Genomic DNA, 24,389 nt, shown 5'->3' with positions numbered 1-24,389 from the left:
GTAATGGCGAAACAATTGCCCGAAAATTATCTCAGTGCTGCGATATAATCCCACAACTTGCGGTAGAACGGGTGTTTCGTCATGGTGTGGCGGTCGCCTAGGATGATGAGCTTCATGCGGGCTCTGGTAATGGCCACGTTCATGCGGCGCAGGTCGCGCAGGAAGCCTATCTGCCCCTCATCGTTCGAGCGCACCAGCGAGATGATGATGATGTCGCGCTCCTGTCCCTGGAAACCATCCACAGTGTTGATGCTGATCAGGTGGCGGAATGGCTTGAAGAACTCGCGTTTGCGCACCAGCTGGCGCAGGTATTGCACCTGTGCTCGGTAGGGAGAGATCACGCCCACGTCCAGTCGCTCTTCCAGCACGCGCTCCTTACCAATCATCTCGAAGTAGGCCTGCAGCGACAGCAGCGTCAGTTCGGCCTCGGTCTTGTTCACACGTCCGAACGATTCGCCCACAAACTCCTCCTTGCCTTCATACTGCGACGTGTCTATCCACGTCATGGGCAGGTCCAGATCCAGTATGCTGCGGTGCTTCACCTCGGGTGCCGACACCATCTGGTTGTGGTAGAACCAGTCGCTCGAGAAGCGCATGATGTCTTCGTGCATGCGGTATTGGATGCGCAGCAGTGTCACCACTTCGGGCTTCAGGTTGGCGATGCGCTCCATCAGCGTGCGGCCCAATCCGCCCTTCAGCGCCTCGTAGCACTTCACCGTGGGGGGCAACTGACAGTGGTCGCCGGCAAAGACCACGCGTCCGGCTCTGCGGATAGGTATCCAGCAGGCCGCCTCGAGTGCCTGGGCAGCCTCGTCGATAAACAGTGTGCCGAACTTCATGCCGTCCAGCAGGCGGTTGGCCGAGCCCACCAGCGTACAGGCAATGACACGTGCCTCGCCAAAGAGTTCGGCATTGATACGTATCTCTATCTCGGTGGCACGACTTTTCAGACGGTCCATCTTCTGGTGCCAGTTGTCGCTGCGCTTGCGTTGTGTGCGCAGTTCGCGTATGGCCTTGCGGATGGCCCACAGCTGTGGGTAGTCGGGATGTGCCTCGAAGCGTCGTTCGTAGGTGAACGACAGCATTTTGTCGTCCACACGTGTGGGGTTGCCTATGCGCAGCACGTTGAGGCCGCGGTCCACCAGTTTCTCGCTGATCCAGTCCACCGCCATATTACTCTGAGCGCACACCAGCACCTGACTCTCGCGGCGCAGTGTCTCGTAGATAGCCTCTACGAGTGTGGTGGTCTTGCCCGTTCCCGGTGGTCCGTGAACGATGGCTACGTCCTTGGCACGCAGCACCTCGTTGACGGCGTGCTCCTGCGTGGCGTTGAGGTAGGGAAACCCCATGTCGGGAAACGAGAACGTCTCTGCCTTCTGGCGCGTATAAAAGAGGTCGCGCAGGTAGCCCAGGCGCCCTTTGGCGCGCATGGTGCGCTCCAGCGCTTCAAACATCAGTCGGTAGCTGGTCTCGTCGAAGAACAGCTGTACGCCCAGCTGCCCGTCGCTCACCTGCAGGTCGGCCACGGGAAACTTGTCGGGCACGGCCACCACCATGCGGTCGCCATCCACGTAGCTCACCGTGCCGGGCGTTGAGAAGAAGTGCATGTCTTTCTCGCGCTGCACAAAAAACTGCACGGGTTTGCCAAACTCAAAGTTGTGGTCGGTGTCGTCCTCCGTGTTGCGATACACCTCCACGCACAACTGGTTCAGCGAGTTGTAGTAGCTCTTGCCCAGTCGCAGCGGCATCCAGGCATCACCGCGACTCACGCGTCGCAGCATGCCGATGGTCTTGGTATGCTCCTGGAAAGCCTTCTTCTCCTCGTCATACTCCATCTGCAGCAAAAGGCGTTGCTGTTGGAGTTCCAAAATGGGTGATAGCGTCTCGTTCATCAATGCAAAAGTACTAAAAATGAGTGAAATAGACAAGCGAATCAAAAAAATAACATGTCATTTTATTGTCATATAAGAAACTTTTCGTATATTTGCAAGCGAATATAATCTTACCTAATGAGTTTATGATGAGCTTTAAATCGATAGTAATAACCTTACTGGCTATTTGCCTCAGTGTAGGCATAGTCCACGCACAACCTCAGAAAAATAAGGATCCTAAGTATGTTGCACTGCGCGACACGCTGGTGTATTATTTTAATAATGATGACAGCATTCACTTCTATGCGGCGCTGAGTGATCTTGAAAACTATCTTTTGGCGCACGACGACCTGCATGGCTACTACACCCAGCGGTGTAACGAGATCATCTTCCTGATGAACCGCCAGCAGATCTTCGAAGCCTATAAGCTGTCGCGCAAGCTCATTGCCGAACTGCAGGAGAAACATCTGGACCGTGAGATGTATATGGCCATCAACATGATGGGACATATCAATAACTACTGTGGCAACAAGGAGGCTGCCAAAAACAATTTCCGCGAGGTGATCGAACGACTAGAGAAACTGGGCTACTACGAGAGCATGCCGCCCATCTATATGAACATTGTCAATGTGTCGTTAGACGACGACCCCGACGAGGCAATGGAATTGTTGGAAAAGGCTCGTGAGATAGCAGTCAAGTACTCGCCCGAACGCGTGTTCGACATTGACACCCGCAAGACGCTGACCTACTTTGCCAATGACAAGCTAGACCTCTTTAATCAGGGTTACGAGGCCTATCGCCAGGGAGTGAAAGAGGGAAAAAGCTCTGTGCATGGCCGTTTGCTCGAGGCTTATCATGAGGCTTCCATCGGCAATACCGAGAAGGCTGTGGCACTAGCGCGCCAGCTTGGCGACGATGGTCACGAGGCCATCACCATGATCTATAAAAAGGCCAAACAATGGGAGAATGCATACAACTCCCTGAACGACCTGTTTTTGGCCAACGACTCGATCATCAACGTGGTGCTGAACAATAGCATGCAGGGACTGCAAGACGATATGGCATCCTACGAGCGCGAACGTGAGGTGGCCCGTGGCAGGATGATAGGTCTCACGGTGATCATCGTCTTGCTGTTTATGCTGGTGGTAGCCTTGTTCTATATCGTCAATAGCCGGCGCCGCCACACGGCACAGCTGAGGTCGGCCTACGAGCATGCGCTGGAGAGCGACAAGATGAAGCGTGCGTTCATCAGAAACGTGAGCCATCAGATACGCACACCGCTGAACATCGTCAGCGGGTTCTCGCAGTTGTTAGCCGATCCCACCATGCAACCCAGTCTTGAGGAGCGCCGCATGCATGCCGACATGATTTCCAAGAACACGGAGCTCATCACCTCGCTGGTAGATGAGATATTGGAACTCTCAGAAAACGAGTCCACCACCAGTATCGACAAAAACGATGTGGTTCAGGTATGCAGTCTGCTGCATACGCTACAGGAAGAGAACCGCGAGGGACTGAGCGAGAAGATCAAGATAACGGTGGAGTGCATGGTGGACGAGAACTTTGCCTTCCGTTCCAATGCGAAGGTGCTTAAGCGCGTTCTCAACATCCTGATAGAGAATGCGAAGAAATATACCGTTGCTGGTACGATCACGCTGGCAGCCCAGCTCGACGAGCGTCAGCTCATTATGTCGGTGACAGACACGGGCATCGGTGTCTCTGAGGCCGATGCCGAGCGTATCTTCGAGAGCTTTGTGAAGCTCGACGACTTTAAGGAGGGTCTTGGCCTTGGCCTCTCCCTCTGTCGTGTCTTGGTGAAGCACCTGGGTGGCGTCGTCTCTCTGGACACTACCTATCGCCAAGGTGCCCGCTTTGTGATTACGCTGCCGGTGTATGCGTGAACTGAGGTTAACTGAGAACTGAGAAGTGAGAACTGAGAGGTATGATTAGATTTGTGCACTTCATTCAGCGCAGAAAGTAATCATACCTCTCAGTTCTCACCTCTCACCTCTCACTTAATTTTCGCGCTCATCGGATTCCTAACGCCCTTATAGCCTCTGAGGAAGGCTTTGGCAGAGCCGAAGCTGAGGAACATGTCTAGTCTGACGGGCAGATGGTTCTGGTCGTCGGTCACGTAGAAGCGGATCAGCTCGTGGTCCTTGCCGTCCTCTTTCTCGTAGAATGAGAACACCAGACAGCGGAACTTCTCGCCGGTGCCATCCACCTTGAAGTTCTCCTTGCCACGGTATTTGAGCCATGAGTTCGTCAGGCGGCGGGCGTCACTGATGGGCATGGGGATGATGTCGCCCTTCTTCATCTTCGTCGCGTCAAAGTTGCGTGCACGCAGGAAGATGCTCATCATGTCGTACACACAGTCCGTATATTCCTTGTTGTTCCAGTGCTGTTCGCCGTCGGCATCGATGCGGTGCATCTTCAGTCGGCAGTTGTTGCCAGGATAGCTATACCACAGCTCATCCACGTAGTAGCGTTTGCCCTCCAGGGCGCCCTTGCGGAAATACACGGGGGCCAGCGTGGCAGCATCACAGTAGGACAGCAGCGTGTCGCGCATTACGAAGATGCCGTCCAGCTTGTCGTTGCCGCGTGTGGTCAGACTGCTGCGAAACACCTTCTTGCCGGCATAGCGCGATTCCATCGTTGACATCGATGCCGAGCCCACCTTCACCCACACAAATTTCCAGTTGAAGTAGAGGTCATAGACTAGGAACTCGCCCGATTTGAAGGCCTTGTTCTCAATGCCGCACGACTGTGCATTCACGCTGATGATGCTCATCATGCCTATGATAGCGGTAAAAATGATTCTCTTTATCATACCTTATATTATTTTATATTATCAATATACTCCTTGCCCAGCTTCTTGGCTCGGTCAAGGTTGCGGTTACGTAGTTGCTTTTCTTTGTCGGGCTTTTGCTTGGTGATGGCAGCTGCCTTCTGCTTGTAGCGGGGCAGTGACGTGAGGTTCCACTGTCTCGACACGTCCCATTTAGCCTTACACTCCACAATCTCGGGATTGTAGTACACGGGTTCGGGCTGCAGGTCGTCGTCATAGCGACCGGTGTCCCACGTGCCATTGCCGTTCTTGTCGATGAAGGCACGCAGATAGTAGCTGCCAGGCTGCAAGTAGTAGAACTCAGCAGGCTGACCACCGTGAGCCACCGCCTGACGTCTCACCTTGTCGCTGTTGTCCATCAGCTGCACCACCACCGAGTCGGTATGCTCCGCACCACCAATCTCTATGGTCAGTGTGCTGAAGGCGTCGTCGTTCAGCACCTTGATGCCCTGCTTGATGGGTTTCGACACCTGTCCGTAGATGCCTTCGAAGGCCGCCGTGTCTATCTCCAGACTATATTCCGTGTCTGGTCGCCAGTCCACGTCCATCTCGTAGGTGCGGGTGGCAATCTGTCGGAAGTCGTGAGGCGTGCGATACCACACGGTGTCAATCTTCGAGTAGAGGTGCACGCTGCCGGTGTCGCATCGGGCCAGTGGTTCGGGCATCTCGAAGCGCAGCACATGCAGCGGACTGATGTTCTGGTTGGCGTTGATCTTCACCTCCAGTGCTTTCGGCTTCATGATGGTGTCGTAGGGCTCCTCGCGCTTCTTGCGCTTCTCCTGTTCCTTTTTCCATTTCTCGAAAGCCTTTTCTTTCTCCTTCACTCGTTTGGCGTAGGGAGTCTTGGCTATCTGCTCCAGCGTGTCGGTGCGCTGCACCAGTTGTCCCAGCGAGTCGGTCGTCAGGTAGCTGAACTCCACCAGCAGCGTGTCTTGGTTCACCAGCGTGGTGTCGCTGAGCCAGTAGCTGATGGTGTCTTTCTTCAGCGAGTATTCCGGTATCACGGTGCCGTCCAGGTTGCAGTTCAGTCCCCTCAGCGCGGGCAGCGAGTCACTGCCGTAGGTGAAGTAGAAGTCCAGTCGGTTGGGCTCCTTGCGCTCGGTCTTCAGCAGGAAGCGGTCGGTCTGTGGCTCCTGAAAGCACAGCAGTGTGACGTCGTCGGGCAGGAAATGCGTGTAGCCCACCTTCACGATGTTGGCTATGTGCAGCGAGTCGCGCCAGATGGTGTCTTGACGGACGTCCTGCATACAATGGGGCACGATGCTGTCGTGCGAGAAAGCCATGTATTCGCTCTTCTGGCCATAGACAAAGTCACCGTCGGCATCCTGCAGCGCATAGATGCGATAGGCTCCTGGGCCCACGCCCTTCACCGTGAAGCGTCCGCTGCCGTTGGTGCGCGACACGCGCATCATGGGTTCGCTGTGAATGACTGAGTCGGCAAAGTTCTGATACAGTCCTACCAGCACTCCCTTCATGGGCTCTAGGTTCTCTGCGTTCAGCACGTAGCCGCTCACCTCGAGAGTGTCTATCTGTGTGCCGGTAGAGAAGCTGAACGTATAGTTGCCCATGGGGTTGCCCTCGTTGTTGTCGGTGATGGCATCGCTGAAGTCGATGGTGTAGGTGGTGTTGGCCTTCAGCGAGTCTTTCAGGTCCACGACGATGCGTCGGCCCGTGGCCTTGATGTCGGCCTGTTCCAGTTGTGGTGGCGACACGATGACCTTGTTCTGTATGTCTTCCACCTTGATATACTCGTCGAAGTTGATCACCACCTTGTGGCTCTTCACGTTCACCCCGTTTTCTGCTGGCGAGGCGCTCACCACGCGTGGTGGTGTGTCGTCATACCAGCCGCCGTCTGGGCTGCCCATGCGGGCGCAGGAAGAGAAGATCCCACCCAAAAGTGAAAGATGAAAGATGAGAGATATGATTACCATATTCCCAAACACACCTTTCCGTTGGCTCTTATTGTTAAATCTAATCATATCTTTCATTTATCATCTCTCATCTTCCGATGAAAGAGCCAGTAACTCCTCAATATGTTTGCGTTCGTTGCTCAGTCGGGGCACTTTGTGCTGTCCGCCCAGTTTTCCCTTAGCCTTCAGCCAGTCGTTGAACAGTCCCTGGCGTGCCACCACAATCTCCAGCGGTTGCAGGGTGATGTCTTTGTAGCGCTTGGCCTCGTAGTCGCTGTTCAGCTCCTGCAACTTGCGGTCCAGTATCGAGGCAAACTCGTTGATGTCGGCAGGTGGTGTAGAGAACTCTATGAGCCACTGGTGGCGGCACTTAGCGTTTTGGTCCATAAATACGGGGGCAGCGGTGTATTCCAGCACCTGTGCGCCGGTCTTCTCGCAGGCATAGGCCAGTCCCTGTTCGGCATTATCCTGTATCAGCTCCTCGCCGAAGGCATTGATGAAGTATTTGGTGCGACCAGAGATGATAAACTTATAGGGATTGGTAGAGGTAAACATCACCGTGTCGCCAATCATGTAGCGCCACAGACCGCACGAGGTGCTGATCAGCATGGCATAGTTCTTGCCTTTCTCCACGCCCCACAGAGGTACGATGTTGTCGGTGCCCATCTCCTGGAACTCGTAGAACACGTCATAGTCTATCATCAGCAGCATCGACTTGTCGGCAGGATCGTCTTGCAATCCGAAGAAGCCCTCGCTGGCATTATAGGTCTCCATGTAGTGCATGTTGGGCGAGGTGATGAGCTGCTGGTACTGTTCGCGGTAGGGCGTGAAGGCCACGCCGCCGTGGAAGAACACCTCCAGATTGGGCCATACCTCCTCCAGGTGTTGTTTGCCCGAGAGTTCCATCACGCGGTTCAGCACAGAGAGCATCCACGAGGGCACACCGCTCAGGTTGGTCACGTCTTTGGTCATGGCCTCCTTGGCAATGCGGTCGCGCTTGATCTCGAAGTCGCTCAGCAGGGCAGTCTCTTTTGCAGGCACGCGAAACAGGTTCACCATGGGGTTGATATTTTCTATCAGGATAGCGCTAAGGTCGCCCACCAGCGAGCCCGGCAGGTTGTAGTTAGGCGCATGACTGCCGCCCAGTATCAGGCCTTTGCCACTGAACATGCGGCTCTGTGGGTTGTTTCTCAAGTAGAGCACCACGGCATCGGTACCACCACGGTAGTGCACACGCTTCAGTCCGTCGGGGCTCACGGGTATGAACTTCGACTTGTCGTTGGTAGTGCCGCTCGATTTGGCATACCACTTCACTCGTCCGGGCCACAGCACGTCGCTCTCGCCGTGTCGCATGCGGTCGATATCGCCCTTCAGTTCCTCGTAGGTGTTCACGGGTGTGTTCTTCACAAAGTCTTCATAGCCACGGGTGGCGGCAAAGATATGTTTCCGTCCGTATTCCGTATCCTTAGCTTTGTCCAACAAGTGATTGAGCGCTGCTCTCTGCAGTGCCTCTGCTTCGTTGTTGTAGCGCTCTATCTCTCGCGCTCTCGAAGCAAACACCATTCTTGCTATTCCTGTAAAATCCATTTGTTCTTTTATTAATATGGTGCAAAGGTACGATTAAGTGAGCGAAAAGCAAAGAGAAAATGAAATTTTCTTTTTCTTTTCCGAACGTGAGTACCTTCGAGGCTTGTTCTCAAAGGTACGATTATGTGAGCGAAAAAGCAAATTAATTTGCAATTTTCCGAGGGAGAGTTTCCAATCCAGAGTCATGGAGCATTATTTTTAAAGTATAGGAGTAGTGGTTTTAGAGTCTGAAAGTTGCAGTTCTGAAGTCTAAAACCCAAACAATCATTTCTGTTCCAGCCCCCCGGAAGGTCTGTTTTCAGCCCCTGGACCGACCGCGTCTAGGGGCTGAAACGACCGCATCCAGCCCCTGGATTTGACCTTTTCAGGGGCTGGATGCGGAGTAAAACTTACCGAATAACATCATCAAACCAACGGTATTGCATCGTCAAACCGCCACTTTTCATGCGTCAAACCGTCATTTTTCGATGGCATTGTGGCTTTGTTCTACTTCTGAACGTACTTCTTCCCATCTTTAATATACATCCCTTTCTCAGGAATGCGACTGAGACGACGGCCCTGGAGGTCGAAGATGGCTCCTTCTCCTTTGGAGAGGGCTGGGGAGAGTTTCTCTATCCGGTCAACACCAGGCTCGGAACGGAAGTCCTTTTTGGTGAAGATACATTTGCCATCCTCATAGCAAGAAAGGAGTTCATAAGACCTTCCATCATTTACCATATACATAGTTGACATAAAGGGGCCTCCTATATGGCCAACGCCTTCTACCCAGATAGGCTCATAGCCACCAAAACGTTCAACCTCAAGTCGGCGAAACTGCTGACCGTTTGCTGTAACTGTATCTACAGATGTCACGGTCGTAGTGGCATCATCTATGACTATAACTGAACCCAATTCAACCGAGAAGTCGTAATACAACTGTTCTTTATTCCATATATAGCCATACACTTTTTTCCCTTCTTCGCGCCAAAGCTCAGGCCACAACGTAACCATGTCTGTGATTGGAATAGACAAAATATTACCTTTGCTATCCTTACGCTCTATTGATAAGGGCTTACCATGCATCTTGTGGTATGTTGTTCCATTGACAATAGAATCGCCACTTAGAGTTAGGCTATAATATACAGTCTGCCATCCTGAAGACACTATTTTCTGATCCTCATGTTCAGTATAAACCTCATGTATACAACAGTTCCACACCTTCCCTTCTTTTAGGAAAGGATGATAACCGTCTGTAGATTGGGCCTTTGATGACAGCGACATCACTGTAACAAACAGAGTTAGTAATAGTAGGATTGTTTTATTCATAATTAGCTTGTTTTTCTTTTTTTATTTCACGTACTTCTTACCATCCTTAATATACATCCCTTTCTCTGGAATGCGACTGAGGCGACGGCCCTGGAGGTCGAAGATGCCTTTCGTTTTATTAGGAAGATTTGTGGAGAGTTCTGTAATGTTTAAAGGCGTAATGATACTTTGGAGATTGTTCATAAGACATAGCTTTGGCTGTTTCTCGTCTGTATAGAGAATAGCCTCCATTGAATTGCAATGAGCAGGAATTCTGATTGCTCCAAGGTTTAGCCCATAGAGATCCGTGATGGGCAAACGCAGTGTGTTCTTGCAAGCATACAGCATCCGAATGCCATTGTTGTCTTCAAGTGAGTCGATGACTACGTCCTCTACTGTGACTACGTCTCCACTTGTTTCATTTATCTCCAGATCGTTGAAGTTAAGAGGATGTTCCTTGTAGAACCTCTCTATAAATGGATCTACGTCTTGGCAAACAAAATACAGGCTAGAGGTGTTTTTAGATGCGAGTAGTGTGGGGATACCATTTTGTTCGCCCCTAATACCAATCACTGTGCCGCGCAAAATGTTACCCACTTTTAAGTCAAGCCCCGTGGCATGGAAACAGATTGGCGCATCGCCTCGTATATAGATGTCTTCGCCGCCAATGAATAATACCGTGTCGCGTTGGAACTTAAGTCGCGCTTCGGTGCCAATGGGCAGATCGCGGAAGGCACGTATGCCCTCTGCCGTGGGCAGACCTTCTATGTCGTCTTGTGGCAGCGGGTCATCGTCATTGGACCCTGCAGGCTCTTGTTGGCTAAGATTCTTTTCATAGGCATCAAGGTCAATGACAAAAAAGGGTATTTCGGTTCCGATGATCTCATAGTTGCTCTTGGCTGCATCTATGATAAACAAAGGATAACCGTCTGCCGACTTTTTGGTACCTTTAAGGATGCCCGAGATGATTTGTCCGGCATGGACCTGCTCAAGTCCTTCGACAAGGACTTTTACACCATCCGAGAGACAGATGCGACCATCGGTTGTCTTATAGATGGTGTCTTGGTGGACTTCAAGTACAATCGAAGTGTTGTCAACTTGTCCTCGAAGTTGCTCAATGGAGTTTATCTCTAGTTCAGAGGCACACACATAAAGTGAGATTGATGTAATCAGAAGTGAAAGTAATAGTTCTCTCATAAGCGTGGCTATGTTAGAGGTTGATATTTGAGGGTTATAGTAGTTCTATATAAGTATGTGAAGTTTACGGTTTTACAAAGATAGGTGTAATGTATTATTATTGTTTCTTTTTTTTATTTTGTTAACAAAATTGAAGCTTTTTAACGGGCTGACTACTAAGTAAAAGACTTTTTTTTATATCTTTGCATGAGAATTACCAATGACTAAATGTTTAGATGATGAAAAACTTAATGAAATTTTTCGGACTTGTGGTTCTTGGAATCATGATGTGTACACCGGCGAATGCCCAGTTTGGTAAACTGCTGAAGAAGATGGGTGATGCCATTGACAAGGCTAGCGAGGTGACTAATGCTATCGTGGGTGAGAATAATACGGAGGCGACAAAGCTGCCGGAGGGAACCGTGCAGGTGAATATTGAAGGCGGCGGTATGCTGGAGAATCCGCTGGCTGACTATATGGATGTGGAGTGCGAAGGCGTGTATGGTCGCACCACATCGCCATCGTTTGGTGAGGTGTATGCCGTACTGAAGGTTAGGATGAAGGTGCCACAGACGAATCTTGGTATTGGTGGTGACCACGGCAACGCCGGCAATACGTTTGCTTATGATGCAAAGGGTACTGCTTACAAGCAGAAAATGAATATTATTGGTAACTATGATGTGCAGGAAGGTTTCTTTGTGCGTATCAAGTTGGACGACAGTCGCCGCTTTGTGGATGTGCCTAGATCGTTGACGCACCTGGCCCTGGTGGACTATATGTTCTCTACGCAGGACACGAAATGGAAGGTGGTGAAACTGAGAGATGTGCCCATCCAGTGGGATGTGGAGCCGAAGGTGCACTTGGAGATGAGTAGCCAGCCGCCTGTTGGCGCTCCTCTGATTATAAATCCGCTGCGCGATGTGCTGGATATTCAGTTGGAAGGTGTATATGGTCAAACAACGGAAGAGGGTTTTGGTACCATCTATACGGTGCTCACGCTGAAGCCTAAGAAGCCATTCAAGCGTGTGGCAATAGGCAGCAACTGGGGTAGTAGTGCTCCCACACTGGCCATTGACCAAGATGCCAACCTGTATATGCCTTATAAGAACCTGTCGGATGCATTTACGTTTGAGCCGGGAAAACCGCTGCGCGTGGTGCTCAATGATAATACCCGCTATAAGAACATGTCAAAGGCCATACGGAGCATGGGCGTGATGAGGTTCTGCGTGAAGTTGGATGGTGGTGACCATTCTGGCTACATCTATTTGCAGAATGTACCCGTGACATGGGATCCGGAGCAGACGAAAGAGTAACTATTTGCTGATTCTCACCCAGTGTACCTCGCGCTGAGTGCCGAGGGCATCGCGAAGGGTGAAACGATATTCACGGCCCGGTTCGAAAGCCCAGCGTAGGAACTGCTGGAAACTGCGCACTGGGCGGTGGTCTATCTGCAGGATAACGTCGCCCTCGCGAAAGCCTTGCTGATAGGGTGTGCCGCCTTCCCACACCAAGCCTACGGTGGGAAGACCGTCTTTTTCGATGAAGGCAATCTCTAATTGGGGATTGCTGATCTGTGCAAAGGGCTGACCGTCATAGGGCAGGAAGCGCAGACGGTGTTTCAAGGGATTGATGATAAGCGAACCATAGTCCAGCATGGCAGCGCCAAGATGTGAGCCGCCCTGGGTGGTGATGGCGTGGAGGTCGGTAAAGAGGAAGTCGCCCATGCACAACTGATGAAGATGGAGAAATACCACCTCGCCGCGCTGTTCTACACCAAAATGTCCCATGGCATGACGTCCCTCGCTGCATCCTTCTATCTGGGTGAGGATTGTGCGGGCATTCTTCTTTTTGCCTCGATCAAAGCTCTGCTTGTTCATTACGTAGAAACAGCGACTGCCCGTGTCGAAGAGCACGCGTTCTTTGAAGCGTTCGAAGGGTTTCACCTGTATGTAGGGCACGTGATAATTTAGACGATAGCGCACGTCAAAACCTGCTTCCCGGTCGAAGAACTTCTTTCGGTCGGTCAGGATGAGGCGGCGGTTGGCTACATCAATCTTGCCAAGAATACCTTTGCAAAAGATGTCAAAACCGATGATTCCATCGATGTTTTGATTGTTTGTTGTACGTTGCTGAACGGTGGCTTGCAGCCCTGTGAGCGTTAGGTGTCCCAGCGTGAGTGGCGGTAACTTCACCACAGCGACCGTGTCGCGCTGGTTGTTGGCATCGTAGGCTATCATCAGTCCTGCTGGCAGACAGCCTTCCGGTTGGGCGTCGCTGAAGATAACGCTTTGGCCGGCGCCAGTATCTAACAGAAAACGATGTTGGCGACCATTGATTTCGACTGGCAGATAGATTTGCTGACGATTCCATTCAATGGCGATGGAATCGACGAAATCTTTGTGCGACAGCGTAAAATCCAACGAGTAGCGAGCTAACTGTGCATCGGCATTGATGCACAGCCAGCTCGCTAAAAGTAGTATCCATCGTGTCATGGTTGCCAGTTTGCTGTCAGAACTCCCACATGTCTTCTTGCTTTTCCTCCTTCTTGGCAGGATTCTTGGCAGCGTCCTTCTCGGCAAGGGCTGCCTTTACCTCTTCATCGGTATAATAGGTCATGGTGCGCTTCATGTTCCAGTTTAAAGACGAGTTAGTAGCACACGTGCCCTTCCATGAAGTCCAGTTGTCCTTGGCGTCCTTGGTATAAGCACAACGCAAGGTCCAAGTCTCGGGTTGACCGGTCTTTTTATTTGTATCCGTGTTGTAGTCCCACACGCGTTCAACGATGGAGGTTGGCAAGTTGCCCTGTGCGTAGTTCCATGTCACATCTCTGTAGGTGGCATAGTCATCGCCCTCTACCAAGATGACGTTATAGCCTTTAAAGCGTCTTTGCGGGTCGTAGTTGAACGTAAACGGATATGTTGTCCATTCTTGTTTCTCCTGGATTTTTGCCACATGGCCATTCTTAATATCACATGTCATATGGAGCGCATTACAAGATGTTGATTTGACAGTGCCAGATTCATCGTAAACATACACCCACTCGTCCGTTTCGTCGATGACGGTGCGCATCAAGCGTCCTTTGCTGTTGTAGAAGTACTTGCAGACAATTTCTCCATCTTTGCCGACGATGTTCTGCAGGCGCCACTGCTTGTCGTAATGATAAGTGTTGCCTTCGAGCGTCTTGATGAGACCATTAGGATAAAACTCGCCATCCACGATGATGTCGCAGTCGGGACAACCGTCCATGATGACTCTTAGCTGCATGGTCTTCACACCGGCTTCCTTGAAACCCATCGCTTCGGGATGGTTGCCGAAAGCGAGGCCCTCGACAACATGTTTCAGCAACCAGTTCATGCCTGCATCGGGCATGTAGTTAGTATAGAATGTTGGACAGTTTGCCTGTGAAAAGGCATTTCCTGCTGCAAGTAGGAGCATTGTCAATGCTGCAAATAATTTTTTCATAATGTTTGTTTTTTTAAGTTAGTAATTGATGTGAACTATTTATTAATAATCGGGTTGTGATAATGCATATTACGGAAAACATTCTCGGGAATCAATTCCAGTTTTCCACAATCAACGCATTGTCTGAAATATAAGCGATAGAAGCGACCGGGCTGAAATAATCTTTCTGCAGTTGTAGATGACGTCGGGACACCTTTCAGGAAGAAGGCTGTCTGCACGTCGTGGCTCTCGATGTCTTCCATGGTCAGCTGACCATCCTTGTCCATCTTGCCAACCATGACGCGCACCTTGGCACCCTCGGGAGCTGTGGCAAGCTTGTCTTGACTGACAAGTCGGCCCTTACCGTCGTAAACCTCAATGCTGTCAACGTAGAATGATGTGATCGTCTGCCCTCTGTCTGTCTCGGGCTTCACGACACCTGTCTTCAATAGCTGTCTCATCTCGCTAACGGAAGGCAGGGCGAAGAGCATGTCTATATGCAGCGAGTCGCGTGTCATGTCGTTGAGTCGCTCTATGTAGTCATAGGCTTCCTGATAGGTGATGTCGTTGAGAACGCCAAAATCTTCTGAAGAGATACCGATGTAGTCATCACTGCCCTGATACAGTGCCTTCCATTGCTGACGTAGTAACGGGCGGGTAGAGATATAGCAGTTTTTCCATTTGGTCATCGTCAAAGGCGTGGGCTTGAAATCAATGATCAGTGAGTCCTCTTGGTAGGATGGAACCTCCTTGGTCGTCACGGTGCTGTTTTCCCTGAATTTCTTATCAAAGTAATACCATACATGCTCATGGCGAGTAGGTGGAGTAGGTGGAGTAGGGGGAGTAGGTGGCTCAATCTTTTCTCTGTGGTTAAACTTGGACCAGTGTTTTAAAGAATTAGTCTGCTTGCATCGAGCGCATTTTGACTGTTGCTCCAGGACATCATAATAGTATATCCACCTCTTGCCATTAATAATCTTCAGCTCTCGGTATTCATCTACTTTTCTCGCGGGCTCCCATATCCATTCGTGGGGTGGACAAGTTTCTTCCTCTGGCTTGTGTATGTATTCGGTCTTTTCTTCATAAGTCGTTTTATGTTCCTTGTAGTTACAGCAGTCATTCTGACAGGCCGAGGTGATGAAGATGGGTGTTATCGTATGGATGATGTTGCCATCAATCAGCTTAAAAGGGCTCCCTTCGCGACGGTTCACTTCTTGCAAGTTATGACGAACACAACGGTCGCCTATTGGCTGCATAACGCTCCAATAGTCTGTGGTCGCACCACACTTCTGACATCTCATCCATACGGAATACTTGTCATAATCGCGGGTACAGCCGCCAGACAGTGGAACACTATGGGTGTATCTGTTTCCTTTCTCGTAAATCCAGTCGTGTTCGCACTTCGAAGTATTACTTTCCTCACTAAATGGTAGATCCAAAGCAAACCATCCAGATGATTCATAAGGTAGGCCTGTGGCAGGTGTCTTGCCGTCATTGCTCAGCGTCAAGGTGTAAAAGACATAACACGTGTGGTTATACTTGGTTGGCTCGATATTATCTTTCCACCAATAGTTGATGGTTTCCAAAGGAATGAAAAGGGTCCAGTCCTCGAAGTCAGAGCGTGGATAGGCAACATAGTTGTAACGTCTTTCTATGCGTGACTCTATGCGTGACTCATCGGTATAGATATTATCTGCGAACAGAAGGTTATCCTTCATGTAAGCGAAGTTAAGTGGAATCGTGTGGTCTTCGTCTTTCCATAAGGATAAGATGACGTAATGTTTTTTATTGATATACCTGTCAATAACGTGGGTAAGGACATGTTTGCGCTCGTATTGCATCTTCATAAACCATCCGCCGCCTTGCGATATTTCATTACTGTTGAAACAGTTCTGAAGGTCTGGATTCTGTTCTAAATACTCATCGGCCGCTGCCGCATAGGTTCCTTCGACATTCAGAAAAAGTGTCTTGTCTGAATAATAGTTCAGAAAATAGTTGATGACTGTCTTGCGGTGGTTCAAGGGCTCTGCTTTATCCATGGGATAGACGGCATCTATACTTTTAGCAAAGTAGAAACGCAAACTTGTCTGTCTGTTGCCGCGTTCGTTCTTCGGTACCAGCTCTTCAATGATATTCTTATTGAAGAAGAGTGCAAAAGGTTGGTCGTTCCTGCGTTCGAGGTCCATATGTGTGAACGTCTGCTTGCCGTCAGTTAGTAATGGGAGTTTCTTGAAACGATCGTTCTCGTTCTTGATACCTGCTTCCACCCAGACACGAAAGTGGTCGGGATTGACTGTAGCTATATCGGGAATGTTCCACGCATAGTAGGGGCGTGGATGAACAACGACCACAAAGCCGGAGTCAGCTTTGCTTATATCGGCATATGAGAAGTCAACACCAGGATTACAACGCTTGAATTCTGCAGCATCAAGGATGTATTGGATGTTTACGTCGAAAGGTTCTTTTGCCAGTGATTGGGCTTTTGCGGTTGAGGGACAAAGGAGTCCCAGAAACCACAAAACCCATACTGACATGACGGATGGCTGGTAAAGATTCGTTTTTTTCATAGTTGTTAGTGTTAGTAATTGTTTGTAGATCTTATCGTTTCATCTCGTTGATGAGGCGGTCGGCATGTCCCCACTTGTCCATCATGAAGAGCACATAGCGGATGTCCACACCGATGCAACGGGCCAGGTGGCTATCGAAGAAGATGTCACTGGAAAGGCTGTCCCAGTTGCCATCGAAGGCCAGACCGATGAGGCGGTTCTTGCCGTCGAACATAGGCGAGCCGCTGTTGCCACCGGTGATGTCGTTGGTGGTGAGGAAGCAGAGGTTCATATTGCCGGCGCTCTCCATCAGGGGAATCATCTCGGGTTCCACCTTGTAGTCCTCGATGCGGTCGCCGGTCTTCATCTTCTCCACGATGCTGGGTGCAGCCGTGAAGTAGCCGGAGGGCTTGCCACCCAGGTTGTATTCCTTTACCTGACCATAGCTCAAACGCATGGTCATGTTGGCATCGCTGTAGTGGGGCAGGTCTTGCTCCATGCGTATCTTGGCATCGCAGAGGTAGCGCTCCTGGATAGCGATGGAATCGTTGATTTTCTGCATGCCCTCGCGCAGTTGGTTCATCATGTCGGTCAGTTCGAAACCGAACCACACGCCGGGATCTTTCATGAACGACTTCTTGTTGGGATAGAGGCGTGCACCCTTCTTCATGAGCTTTGACTTGGCATAGAGGTAGTCGGCATATTTCTGGCAGTCGCCATCGAACTGCTTGTCGATGAGGTTGTAAACGGCAGCGAGATATTCCTTTTGGGTCATCTGCTGACGGAAATTGCTGAGCAGCGTGCCCAGTATCTCGCAGTCGGTAGACTGGTCGAAGGTCTCGCTGTTGTCTTTCAGCGTGATGCGCTGGCGCTTGCCTTTGCCCACGGGCGATGCCCCGTTGTGGACGAACATGGCGCGAGAAGACAGTTCGTCGGTGCGGCGGAATGTCTCTGACCAGTACATGAATGCCTCCATCAGTTGGATGCGCTGGCTGTAGAGTGCCTGCATCTTGTCGAAGCACAACTTTCCAGCCAGGAAACCGCTGTTTTTCTGCCATTGTTGCAGCGTCTTCTCGAAGTCGCGCTTCTGCTGTATCAGCTGGATGCTGTCTATGCACTTGTTCATGCCGATAGAGTTCTTCCAGTAGTTGGACGACTGAGCATACTTTGAGTCGTACTTGATACGTACAGCCTCAGAGGCGTCCATATGGCGCTTCATGACCTCCTGTTTGACGCCGCGCACCTGAGCACGAATGGCGTTCTGCACATAGCGCTCTTCGATGCCATAGCTCGACAGGTAGCGGCTGGTGCTGCCGGGATAACCAATAGTCATTGAGAAGTCGCCCTCCTTGTAGCCCTCGTCAGAGATGCGGGCCCAGTGTTCGGGATGATAGGGCACATTATCTTTTGAATAGGCCGCAGGACCATTGGTCTTGGGGTCGGCATAGATGCGGAACACCGAGAAATCGCACGTTTGGCGTGGCCACATCCAGTTGTCGGTTTCGCCGCCAAACTTACCCATAGACTTCGGAATAGTAAACACCAGACGCAGGTCGGTGAAGTCGCGATAGGTGGTGGCAAAGTAGCGGTTGCCCTCGTAGAAGGGTTTTAATTCAAGGCGCAGCGTAGAGTCCTTGGCTTTGAGCTGCTTAGACATCTCGTTCTCGATGGAATCGAGGAAAATGCTGCGTTCTTTCTCGCTCATGGCGCCCAGTCCCTGCTTCATCAGCTCGTCGGTGACGTCCTTCTGGTCAACCATAAATGCCACGAACATATTCTCGTTGGGCAGTTCTTCCTCAAACGACTTGGCGCAGAAGCCATTCAGCATATAGTCGTGCTCAACGGTGGAGTGCGAGCGGATGGCTTCGAAGCCGCAGTGGTGGTTGGTGAACACCAGGCCGTCGGGGCTGACAACCACGCCCGAGCAGTAGCCCGAGAAGCAAACCACCGACTTCATGATGGCATCGTCGCCTTTATAGAGTTGGTCGTAGGGGAGCTGGTAACCGTAGCCCTGCATCTGTTCATAGACGGCCTGGGGCAGATCATAGAGTGTCCACATGCCTTCGTCGGCCTTTGCTCCAAGGGCGACCAGCATGGTGAGGAATGAGAATAATAGTTTTTTCATTGTTGTTGTGTAAATAACTTGTGTGTGTTTTTTTATATTATTTCTTGAAGTATTTGCCAACGACGGGAAGACCAGCCAGGGGCAGGTCGCGCTTCACGATGAGTGCCACAAACAGCAGGATGAGCAGTGCGTTGAACAACAGCGAGCCTAAGAGTGGCCAACTGCTGGTGTTGCGCATGAATACGAAGAGCATCATTGCGGCACCGACGTAGAGGGCGATGTCTTTCAGTGGATAGTTGATCTTATAATAGTGCTGACCGATGAAGTACGACAGCAACATCGATGCTGCATAGGCAACAAAGCCCGCCCATGCGCAAGCTATATAGCTGAAGCGGGGAATAAACAGTATGTCGATACTGATCAGTATCAGTGCACCAAAGCCCGAGAAATAGGCGCCCCAGATGGTGCGGTCGGTCAGCTTATACCAGAACGACAGGTTGAAGAACACGCCAAACATGATCTCGGCGGCCATCACGATGGGCACCACCTTCAGACCCTCCCAGTAGCTCTCGCCGATGATGAACTTCAGTACGTCGATGAAACCCATGACGCAGAGGAAGGCCAGTAGCGTGAATATCACGTAGAACTTCATGGCCTGGGCATAGGTCTCACGGTTGTCTTTGTCCTTAGACTTGCCAAAGACAAAGGGCTCGTAGGCAAAGCGGAAGGCCTGGGTAATCATGACCATGATCATGGCTATCTTGATGCAGGCACCATAGATGCCCAGCTGGGCACGCGCCTCCTCGACGGAACCGTCGTAGAGATAGGGGAACAGAATCTGTGAGGCGGCCTGGTTGAGCTGTCCTGCCACACCCATGATGAGCAGTGGCCATGTGTAGCTGAGCATACGCCGACAAGCTGCACCGTCGAAGCCAAAGCGGAAGCCGCGCAACTCTTTCCAAAGCAGCAGCAGCGAACAGAGCGTGCATATCAGGTTGATATAGAACACAAAGGCCACGTCGAGCGTGAACTGTTCGTCGTAGATACCGAAAGGATTCAGCTTCAGGGCCGGCAGAATGATCAGGTATAGCAGGTTGAGCGTGATGTTCAACAGGATGTTGATAATCTTCAGCGCAGCAAACTTCACGGGCTTATGCTGATAGCGCAGATAGGCAAAGGGCACTGCCATAAAGGCGTCGATGGCCACGGTGACGTACATCACTGCTACATACTCCGGATGGTCGGCATAGCCCACAGCACTGGCTATGGGGTCAAGCAGCAACAACACCAGCACGATGGACAGCAGTGATGTGGTGGCCAGCATGCGCAGGGTGGTGGAGTAGATGCGTTCCGGCTGCTCGCCCTCGCGGTTCATAAAGCGGAAGAAGGTGGTCTCCATGCCAAAGGTGAGCAGGATGATGAGTATGGACACGTAGGCATAGACGTTGGTGATGACACCATACTCGCCGCCCGAGGCCGCAAAGCGTGCGGTCTGGATGGGCACTAACAGGTAATTAATAAAGCGGGCAACAATGCTCGAAAGGCCATAGATGGCCGTGTCTTTTACTAGTGATTTAAGATTTGCCATGGGTTTTCTTTTATCCAAAGAACATGTATGCTATCAAGATGGCGGCAATGATGCCGGCAAGGTCGGCCAGCAGGCCGCAGGCTACGGCATGACGCGTATAGCGGATGCCCACCGAACCGAAGTAAACGGCCAGGATATAGAACGTGGTGTCTGTGGAACCTTGGAACACACACGACAGGCGGCCTACGAACGAGTCGGCACCATAGGTCGTCATAGCGTCGATCATCATGCCACGGGCACCACTGCCGCTGAGCGGTTTCATCAGGGCAGTAGGCAAGGCGCCTACAAACTGGGCGTCGATGCCCATCGACTCAATGCCGTAGCGGATGCCGTCTATCAGGAAGTCCATGGCTCCCGAGGCGCGAAAAACGCCGATTCCAACGAGGATGGCTACCAGATAGGGGATGATGCGCACGGCTGTGGTGAAGCCATCTTTGGCGCCTTCCACAAAGGCATCATAGACATTGATTTTCTTCAGCAGTCCTGCAGTGATGAAGCAGATGATGATACTCATCAGGATGATGTTGGCTGCCGAGGTGCTCACCAGGTTCATCTGTGAACTGTCCAACTGGTTGAAGCCCCAGATAATGGCCGACACCAGCAGACAGGCACCGCCTAATGTGGCCAGTACGGGCACGTTGAAAAGGTTGATGCGCTGGAAAAGAGACGTGATCAGTACGCCCATCATCGTGGAAAAGAAGGTAGCCAGAAGGATGGGAATAAAGATATCGGTGGGTTGGGCAGCGCCCATCTGTGCACGGTAAACCAAGATGCTGACGGGTATCAGCGTCAGTCCGCTGGTGTTCAGCACCAGGAACATAATCATGGGGTTAGAAGCCGTGTCTTTCTTTGGATTGATCTCCTGCAGTTGCTCCATGGCCTTCAGACCTAAGGGCGTGGCCGCATTGTCCAGTCCCAGCATGTTGGCAGCGATGTTCATGAAGATGCTGCCCGTCACGGGATGACCTTTAGGTACATCCGGAAACAGCTTTACAAACACAGGACTCAGCAGGCGCGCCAGCACGTTGACCACACCACCGCGCTCACCTATCTTCATCACGCCCAACCACAGGGACAACACGCCTGTCAATCCGAGCGAAATCTCAAACGCCGTCTTCGAAGATGAAAACGTAGAGTCCATCATGTCTGGGAAGACATCGAAATCTCCCAGGAATATCAATCGCACCAATGCAACCACAAAGGCGATGATAAAGAATGCAATCCAAATATAATTCAGTACCATACAAAATGCAAAGGTAGTGTAAAATATTGGAATATGCAAAAGAAATGATAAGTTAAGCTATGTTAATAATGTACGCCTGCGTACATAATTATAGATAAAAAGAGAAATGTAATGATTGTCAACTGAAAAAAAATATATAATTTTGCATCCGAATTGGTAAAGGTATATAATTTTAGAAGATTTATGATGAACGGAAAATCTATTTTCAGTTTTGTTTTATTATCGTTGGTTTTCACCTCTTGCGAGAGGGATTTATTCGACTTAGAGAAGTATAGACAAACCGTGGCTGCCGCATTTCCAGTGATGAATGTGGACCCAGAACATACATGGACAACTATCGGTACGGCCAGCGTGGAACTCGGTGTGAACATGGGTACAGGCGAGGCGTACGACGTGAGAATTTACGATGAGAACCCTATCGGTAACCCTGACTCACTCACTTTGCTGGCACAGGGTATCGTCAACGACGGTGAGGTGCTTTCCACCGTGCTCAGCTATACCTTGGACAAGAACTATGTCTTTGTGGCCTTGTTCGACAAAGACCGCTATATGAGCGTCTATCCCTTCGGCATCACCGACGGTAAGATAGAGGGCGTCATCAGTGATGAGCCTACTGAGGAATCGCGAAAGATGGCTCCTCAGCGTCAAAAGGCGCATAATGTCAACTTCCCCGACGCACCCAGCGCATCGCTTTTCGCTACCTCTATTCCAAATGGCGCAAAGACGGTTGACAGGTACTATGAGACACAGAGCGGTAACTACTATGTGAGAACCAGTGATACACAGGTGAACGTGTGGAACGGTAACTGTAATTTGTATTTCGGAGCAGGTACTTACAATGTGAAGCTCACGGGTGTTAACAACAATACAAATATCTACTTGCTGTCTGGTGCAGTGGTCACGATGGATGTTGGTATGAAATATGGCAATGTCAATGTCTATGTGGCTCAGGGCGCTACGTTGACGAGCAGTATTAATACCAATGTGCATATCTATAACAGGGGTACTATGAATGTTTCTGTCCTGACCCTCTATAGTTCGTATAATCCATGGTGGAATGATCCTAATGCTTCTGATGGAACCTTGTATAATGAAGGAACCGTGAGGGTTTCTGGCACTATCAATGTCAATAGCCATTCTCAGTTGGTCAATGCCGGCACAATCACCACCGCTGCGATTAATGTGGCAGAGACCGGTCAGATCCTAAACAAGGGCACCATGACCGTGAGTGGGCACCTGGGTGTCGAGAACACCGAATCGCTGTTTATCAACGAGGGCACCTGTACAGCAGGAACTGTCGGTGTGGCTGGCAGTGCCGATCTCTACAACGATGGTAATATGACCGTCACAGGCGAGACCACCGTCAGCAGTAACCAGGCTACCTGGCACAACGACGGTACCTATACAACTCAGAAGTTTACCTACACAGCCGGTAGTACCGACGTGATCAACAACTGTAAGATGATTGTCACCGACCGCTTCTACATCGGTCTGGGCGATAGTTACGAGAATAGCTTCCAACTGAATGGTGGCGCTTCTGTGGTCACAAAGGACTTTGAATTCTCTGGTCCTGGCTTCATCAAGATGGGTTCAGGCTCGCTGTTCCATGTCACTGGCAAGGCTTATATGGCCATTACCAAGGATGTCTATGGCATCTACGGTCCCACCCGAGGCGGCTATGCCGTGTTCCAGGCCAAAGAGATAACCCGTCGTAGCAATATCAATCCTCGTCAGGGCTTTGTAGCTAACTATTTCAACCGTGTCTATGTGGCCACCGACAAGCACTTCAACTTCGGCTATAGCGACAAGAGCGACGAACAGATTGCCAATGGCGAAATAGGCAACCAGCCCTTCTACCGCCTGGACAGCAGATCGGGTGCTAAGATGTCATCGTATAATGGTGCCGATGTGAAGATTGAAGCCGGTCAGTGCTCGCCTGGCTATGGCGGTCAACCTCAGGAGGAAGAGCCTCAGGCAGGTCCTCTGGGATTCCGCTATTGCTTCGAGGATAACTTCCCACAGTTGGGCGACTACGACTTCAACGACGTCGTGCTCACCGTCACACCTACCGTCAATGGCAAAAACGTCACGCTGAAAGTGACGCTTGATGCCGTGGGTGCTACCAAGCAGTTGGCTGCAGCCATCCGCGTGGTTGGTCTGAAAGACAGCGATATTAAGAGTTGTGTTCGTACGGGTAACCTCGACGATAACTATCCCAACACCTCTCGCGTGATCATCAATGGCATGGGCGAGAATGGACTGGTCAGTAATAATGCCAAGAACAACACCACCGATGTGGTGATTGCTCTCTTCAACAATGCCCATTGGTCTATCGGCCGTACCATCGCCAATATCGGTTCGGTGCAGAACTGGTTCTATAACACCGTCAACCCCACCAGCGGTTATGCTGGCAAGAAGAATGGCGTGACACCTGCCGAGGTGACCTTCACCTTCGAGCTGAACAGTGCTGAGGCTGCCGCTCATTTCTCTGAGAAGGATCTCGATGTGTTCATCCTTGAGCCTTACAACTCGGCCTATTGGGAGGTGCACACCGTGCCTTACAAAACTGACGAGGTGATGAGAGACTATGCCACCAACCGCAAGAAGGAGCTCTATGGCGACAACTTCCCATGGGCCATCTGCGTACCGGGCAACTTCAAGTATCCTTATGAGTGGACCACCATTGGTAACGACAAGAGTGGTGAGGTGATTGGTGCCTACAGAACGCCAGGCCACTCCTTCGTAGAGTGGGCCCGCGATCAGAAGCAAGCCACCGACTGGTATAAATATCCTACCACGGAGGATGTCTATAAATAATAAGAGGTCAGAT

The 24,389-nt window shown here is 50.8% G+C and carries 15 protein-coding genes; 3 read left to right on the top strand and 12 right to left on the bottom strand.

Translation table 11 applies throughout. The features are described from left to right. Positions 1–26: 26 nt before the first annotated feature. Positions 27–1,892 carry an AAA domain-containing protein gene (locus T496_RS0110690; protein ID WP_027450751.1) on the bottom strand — a complete coding sequence of 622 codons (1,866 nt, stop codon included), beginning with the start codon at positions 1,890–1,892 and terminating at the stop codon, positions 27–29. Positions 1,893–2,017: 125 nt separating this feature from the next. On the opposite strand from T496_RS0110690, the gene T496_RS0110685 reads away from it, so the two are divergent. Next, entirely contained in the window at positions 2,018–3,772 is a 1,755-nt protein-coding gene (locus T496_RS0110685) for a sensor histidine kinase (protein ID WP_027450750.1), read from the top strand. Between the two features lie 110 nt (positions 3,773–3,882). Here T496_RS0110685 and T496_RS0110680 read toward each other — a convergent pair whose 3' ends face one another. From T496_RS0110680 to T496_RS0110660, 5 genes are all read right to left on the bottom strand, one after another. Continuing rightward, positions 3,883–4,701: a DUF3108 domain-containing protein gene (locus T496_RS0110680; protein WP_231478042.1), complete on the bottom strand. Its 819-nt coding sequence runs from the start codon at positions 4,699–4,701 to the stop codon at positions 3,883–3,885. Positions 4,702–4,709: 8 nt separating this feature from the next. Next, complete coding sequence (locus T496_RS0110675) at positions 4,710–6,650, bottom strand: Ig-like domain-containing protein (RefSeq protein WP_044111113.1); 1,941 nt, start codon at positions 6,648–6,650, stop codon at positions 4,710–4,712. Between the two features lie 60 nt (positions 6,651–6,710). After that, on the bottom strand, positions 6,711–8,216 hold the full coding sequence (locus T496_RS0110670; RefSeq protein ID WP_027450747.1) for a GH3 auxin-responsive promoter family protein: 1,506 nt from the start codon (positions 8,214–8,216) through the stop codon (positions 6,711–6,713). A 486-nt stretch (positions 8,217–8,702) separates the two neighbouring features. Then, positions 8,703–9,227, bottom strand: coding sequence for a hypothetical protein (locus T496_RS0110665; protein WP_197018954.1), 525 nt, complete (start codon positions 9,225–9,227; stop codon positions 8,703–8,705). 315 nt (positions 9,228–9,542) lie between these two features. Then, positions 9,543–10,697 carry a hypothetical protein gene (locus T496_RS0110660; RefSeq protein ID WP_027450745.1) on the bottom strand — a complete coding sequence of 385 codons (1,155 nt, stop codon included), beginning with the start codon at positions 10,695–10,697 and terminating at the stop codon, positions 9,543–9,545. Positions 10,698–10,927: 230 nt separating this feature from the next. On the opposite strand from T496_RS0110660, the gene T496_RS0110655 reads away from it, so the two are divergent. Further along, positions 10,928–11,989, top strand: coding sequence for a hypothetical protein (locus T496_RS0110655; protein ID WP_155808869.1), 1,062 nt, complete (start codon positions 10,928–10,930; stop codon positions 11,987–11,989). Here T496_RS0110655 and T496_RS0110650 read toward each other — a convergent pair whose 3' ends face one another. The 6 genes from T496_RS0110650 to T496_RS0110625 are packed head-to-tail and all read right to left on the bottom strand — an operon-like array spanning position 11,990 to position 21,559. After that, a complete protein-coding gene (locus T496_RS0110650) occupies positions 11,990–13,168 on the bottom strand; it encodes an aspartyl protease family protein (RefSeq protein ID WP_027450743.1) in 1,179 nt (392 codons plus the stop codon). It abuts the gene before it with no gap. Positions 13,169–13,184: 16 nt separating this feature from the next. After that, positions 13,185–14,138: a hypothetical protein gene (locus T496_RS0110645; RefSeq protein ID WP_155808868.1), complete on the bottom strand. Its 954-nt coding sequence runs from the start codon at positions 14,136–14,138 to the stop codon at positions 13,185–13,187. Between the two features lie 35 nt (positions 14,139–14,173). Beyond that, the gene (locus T496_RS0110640) at positions 14,174–16,684 is read right to left on the bottom strand and encodes a hypothetical protein (protein ID WP_155808867.1); all 2,511 of its coding nucleotides are present in this window, start codon (positions 16,682–16,684) and stop codon (positions 14,174–14,176) included. Positions 16,685–16,715: 31 nt separating this feature from the next. Then, positions 16,716–18,788, bottom strand: coding sequence for a S46 family peptidase (locus T496_RS0110635; RefSeq protein ID WP_027450740.1), 2,073 nt, complete (start codon positions 18,786–18,788; stop codon positions 16,716–16,718). Between the two features lie 37 nt (positions 18,789–18,825). Beyond that, a complete protein-coding gene (locus T496_RS0110630) occupies positions 18,826–20,316 on the bottom strand; it encodes a lipopolysaccharide biosynthesis protein (RefSeq protein ID WP_027450739.1) in 1,491 nt (496 codons plus the stop codon). Between the two features lie 10 nt (positions 20,317–20,326). After that, positions 20,327–21,559 carry a nucleoside recognition domain-containing protein gene (locus T496_RS0110625; RefSeq protein WP_027450738.1) on the bottom strand — a complete coding sequence of 411 codons (1,233 nt, stop codon included), beginning with the start codon at positions 21,557–21,559 and terminating at the stop codon, positions 20,327–20,329. Between the two features lie 282 nt (positions 21,560–21,841). Between T496_RS0110625 and T496_RS0110620 the strand changes: the two genes are divergently transcribed. Further along, on the top strand, positions 21,842–24,376 hold the full coding sequence (locus T496_RS0110620) for an LruC domain-containing protein (protein ID WP_197018953.1): 2,535 nt from the start codon (positions 21,842–21,844) through the stop codon (positions 24,374–24,376). Positions 24,377–24,389: the final 13 nt, after the last annotated feature.

The sequence above is a fragment of the Xylanibacter brevis P6B11 genome (assembly GCF_000621825.1).
Lineage (GTDB): Bacteria > Bacteroidota > Bacteroidia > Bacteroidales > Bacteroidaceae > Prevotella > Prevotella brevis.
Note: the sequence above shows the minus strand (reverse complement) of the source record. Positions and strands in the feature narration are given on the sequence as shown.

Coding starts and splice junctions, on each gene's coding strand:
- T496_RS0110690 (WP_027450751.1), bottom strand. CDS start 1,892: ATGAACGAGACGCTATCACCCATTTTGGAACTCCAACAGCAACGCCTT.
- T496_RS0110685 (WP_027450750.1), top strand. CDS start 2,018: ATGATGAGCTTTAAATCGATAGTAATAACCTTACTGGCTATTTGCCTC.
- T496_RS0110680 (WP_231478042.1), bottom strand. CDS start 4,701: ATGATAAAGAGAATCATTTTTACCGCTATCATAGGCATGATGAGCATC.
- T496_RS0110675 (WP_044111113.1), bottom strand. CDS start 6,650: ATGGTAATCATATCTCTCATCTTTCATCTTTCACTTTTGGGTGGGATC.
- T496_RS0110670 (WP_027450747.1), bottom strand. CDS start 8,216: ATGGATTTTACAGGAATAGCAAGAATGGTGTTTGCTTCGAGAGCGCGA.
- T496_RS0110660 (WP_027450745.1), bottom strand. CDS start 10,697: ATGAGAGAACTATTACTTTCACTTCTGATTACATCAATCTCACTTTAT.
- T496_RS0110655 (WP_155808869.1), top strand. CDS start 10,928: ATGAAATTTTTCGGACTTGTGGTTCTTGGAATCATGATGTGTACACCG.
- T496_RS0110650 (WP_027450743.1), bottom strand. CDS start 13,168: ATGACACGATGGATACTACTTTTAGCGAGCTGGCTGTGCATCAATGCC.
- T496_RS0110645 (WP_155808868.1), bottom strand. CDS start 14,138: ATGAAAAAATTATTTGCAGCATTGACAATGCTCCTACTTGCAGCAGGA.
- T496_RS0110640 (WP_155808867.1), bottom strand. CDS start 16,684: ATGAAAAAAACGAATCTTTACCAGCCATCCGTCATGTCAGTATGGGTT.
- T496_RS0110635 (WP_027450740.1), bottom strand. CDS start 18,788: ATGAAAAAACTATTATTCTCATTCCTCACCATGCTGGTCGCCCTTGGA.
- T496_RS0110630 (WP_027450739.1), bottom strand. CDS start 20,316: ATGGCAAATCTTAAATCACTAGTAAAAGACACGGCCATCTATGGCCTT.
- T496_RS0110625 (WP_027450738.1), bottom strand. CDS start 21,559: ATGGTACTGAATTATATTTGGATTGCATTCTTTATCATCGCCTTTGTG.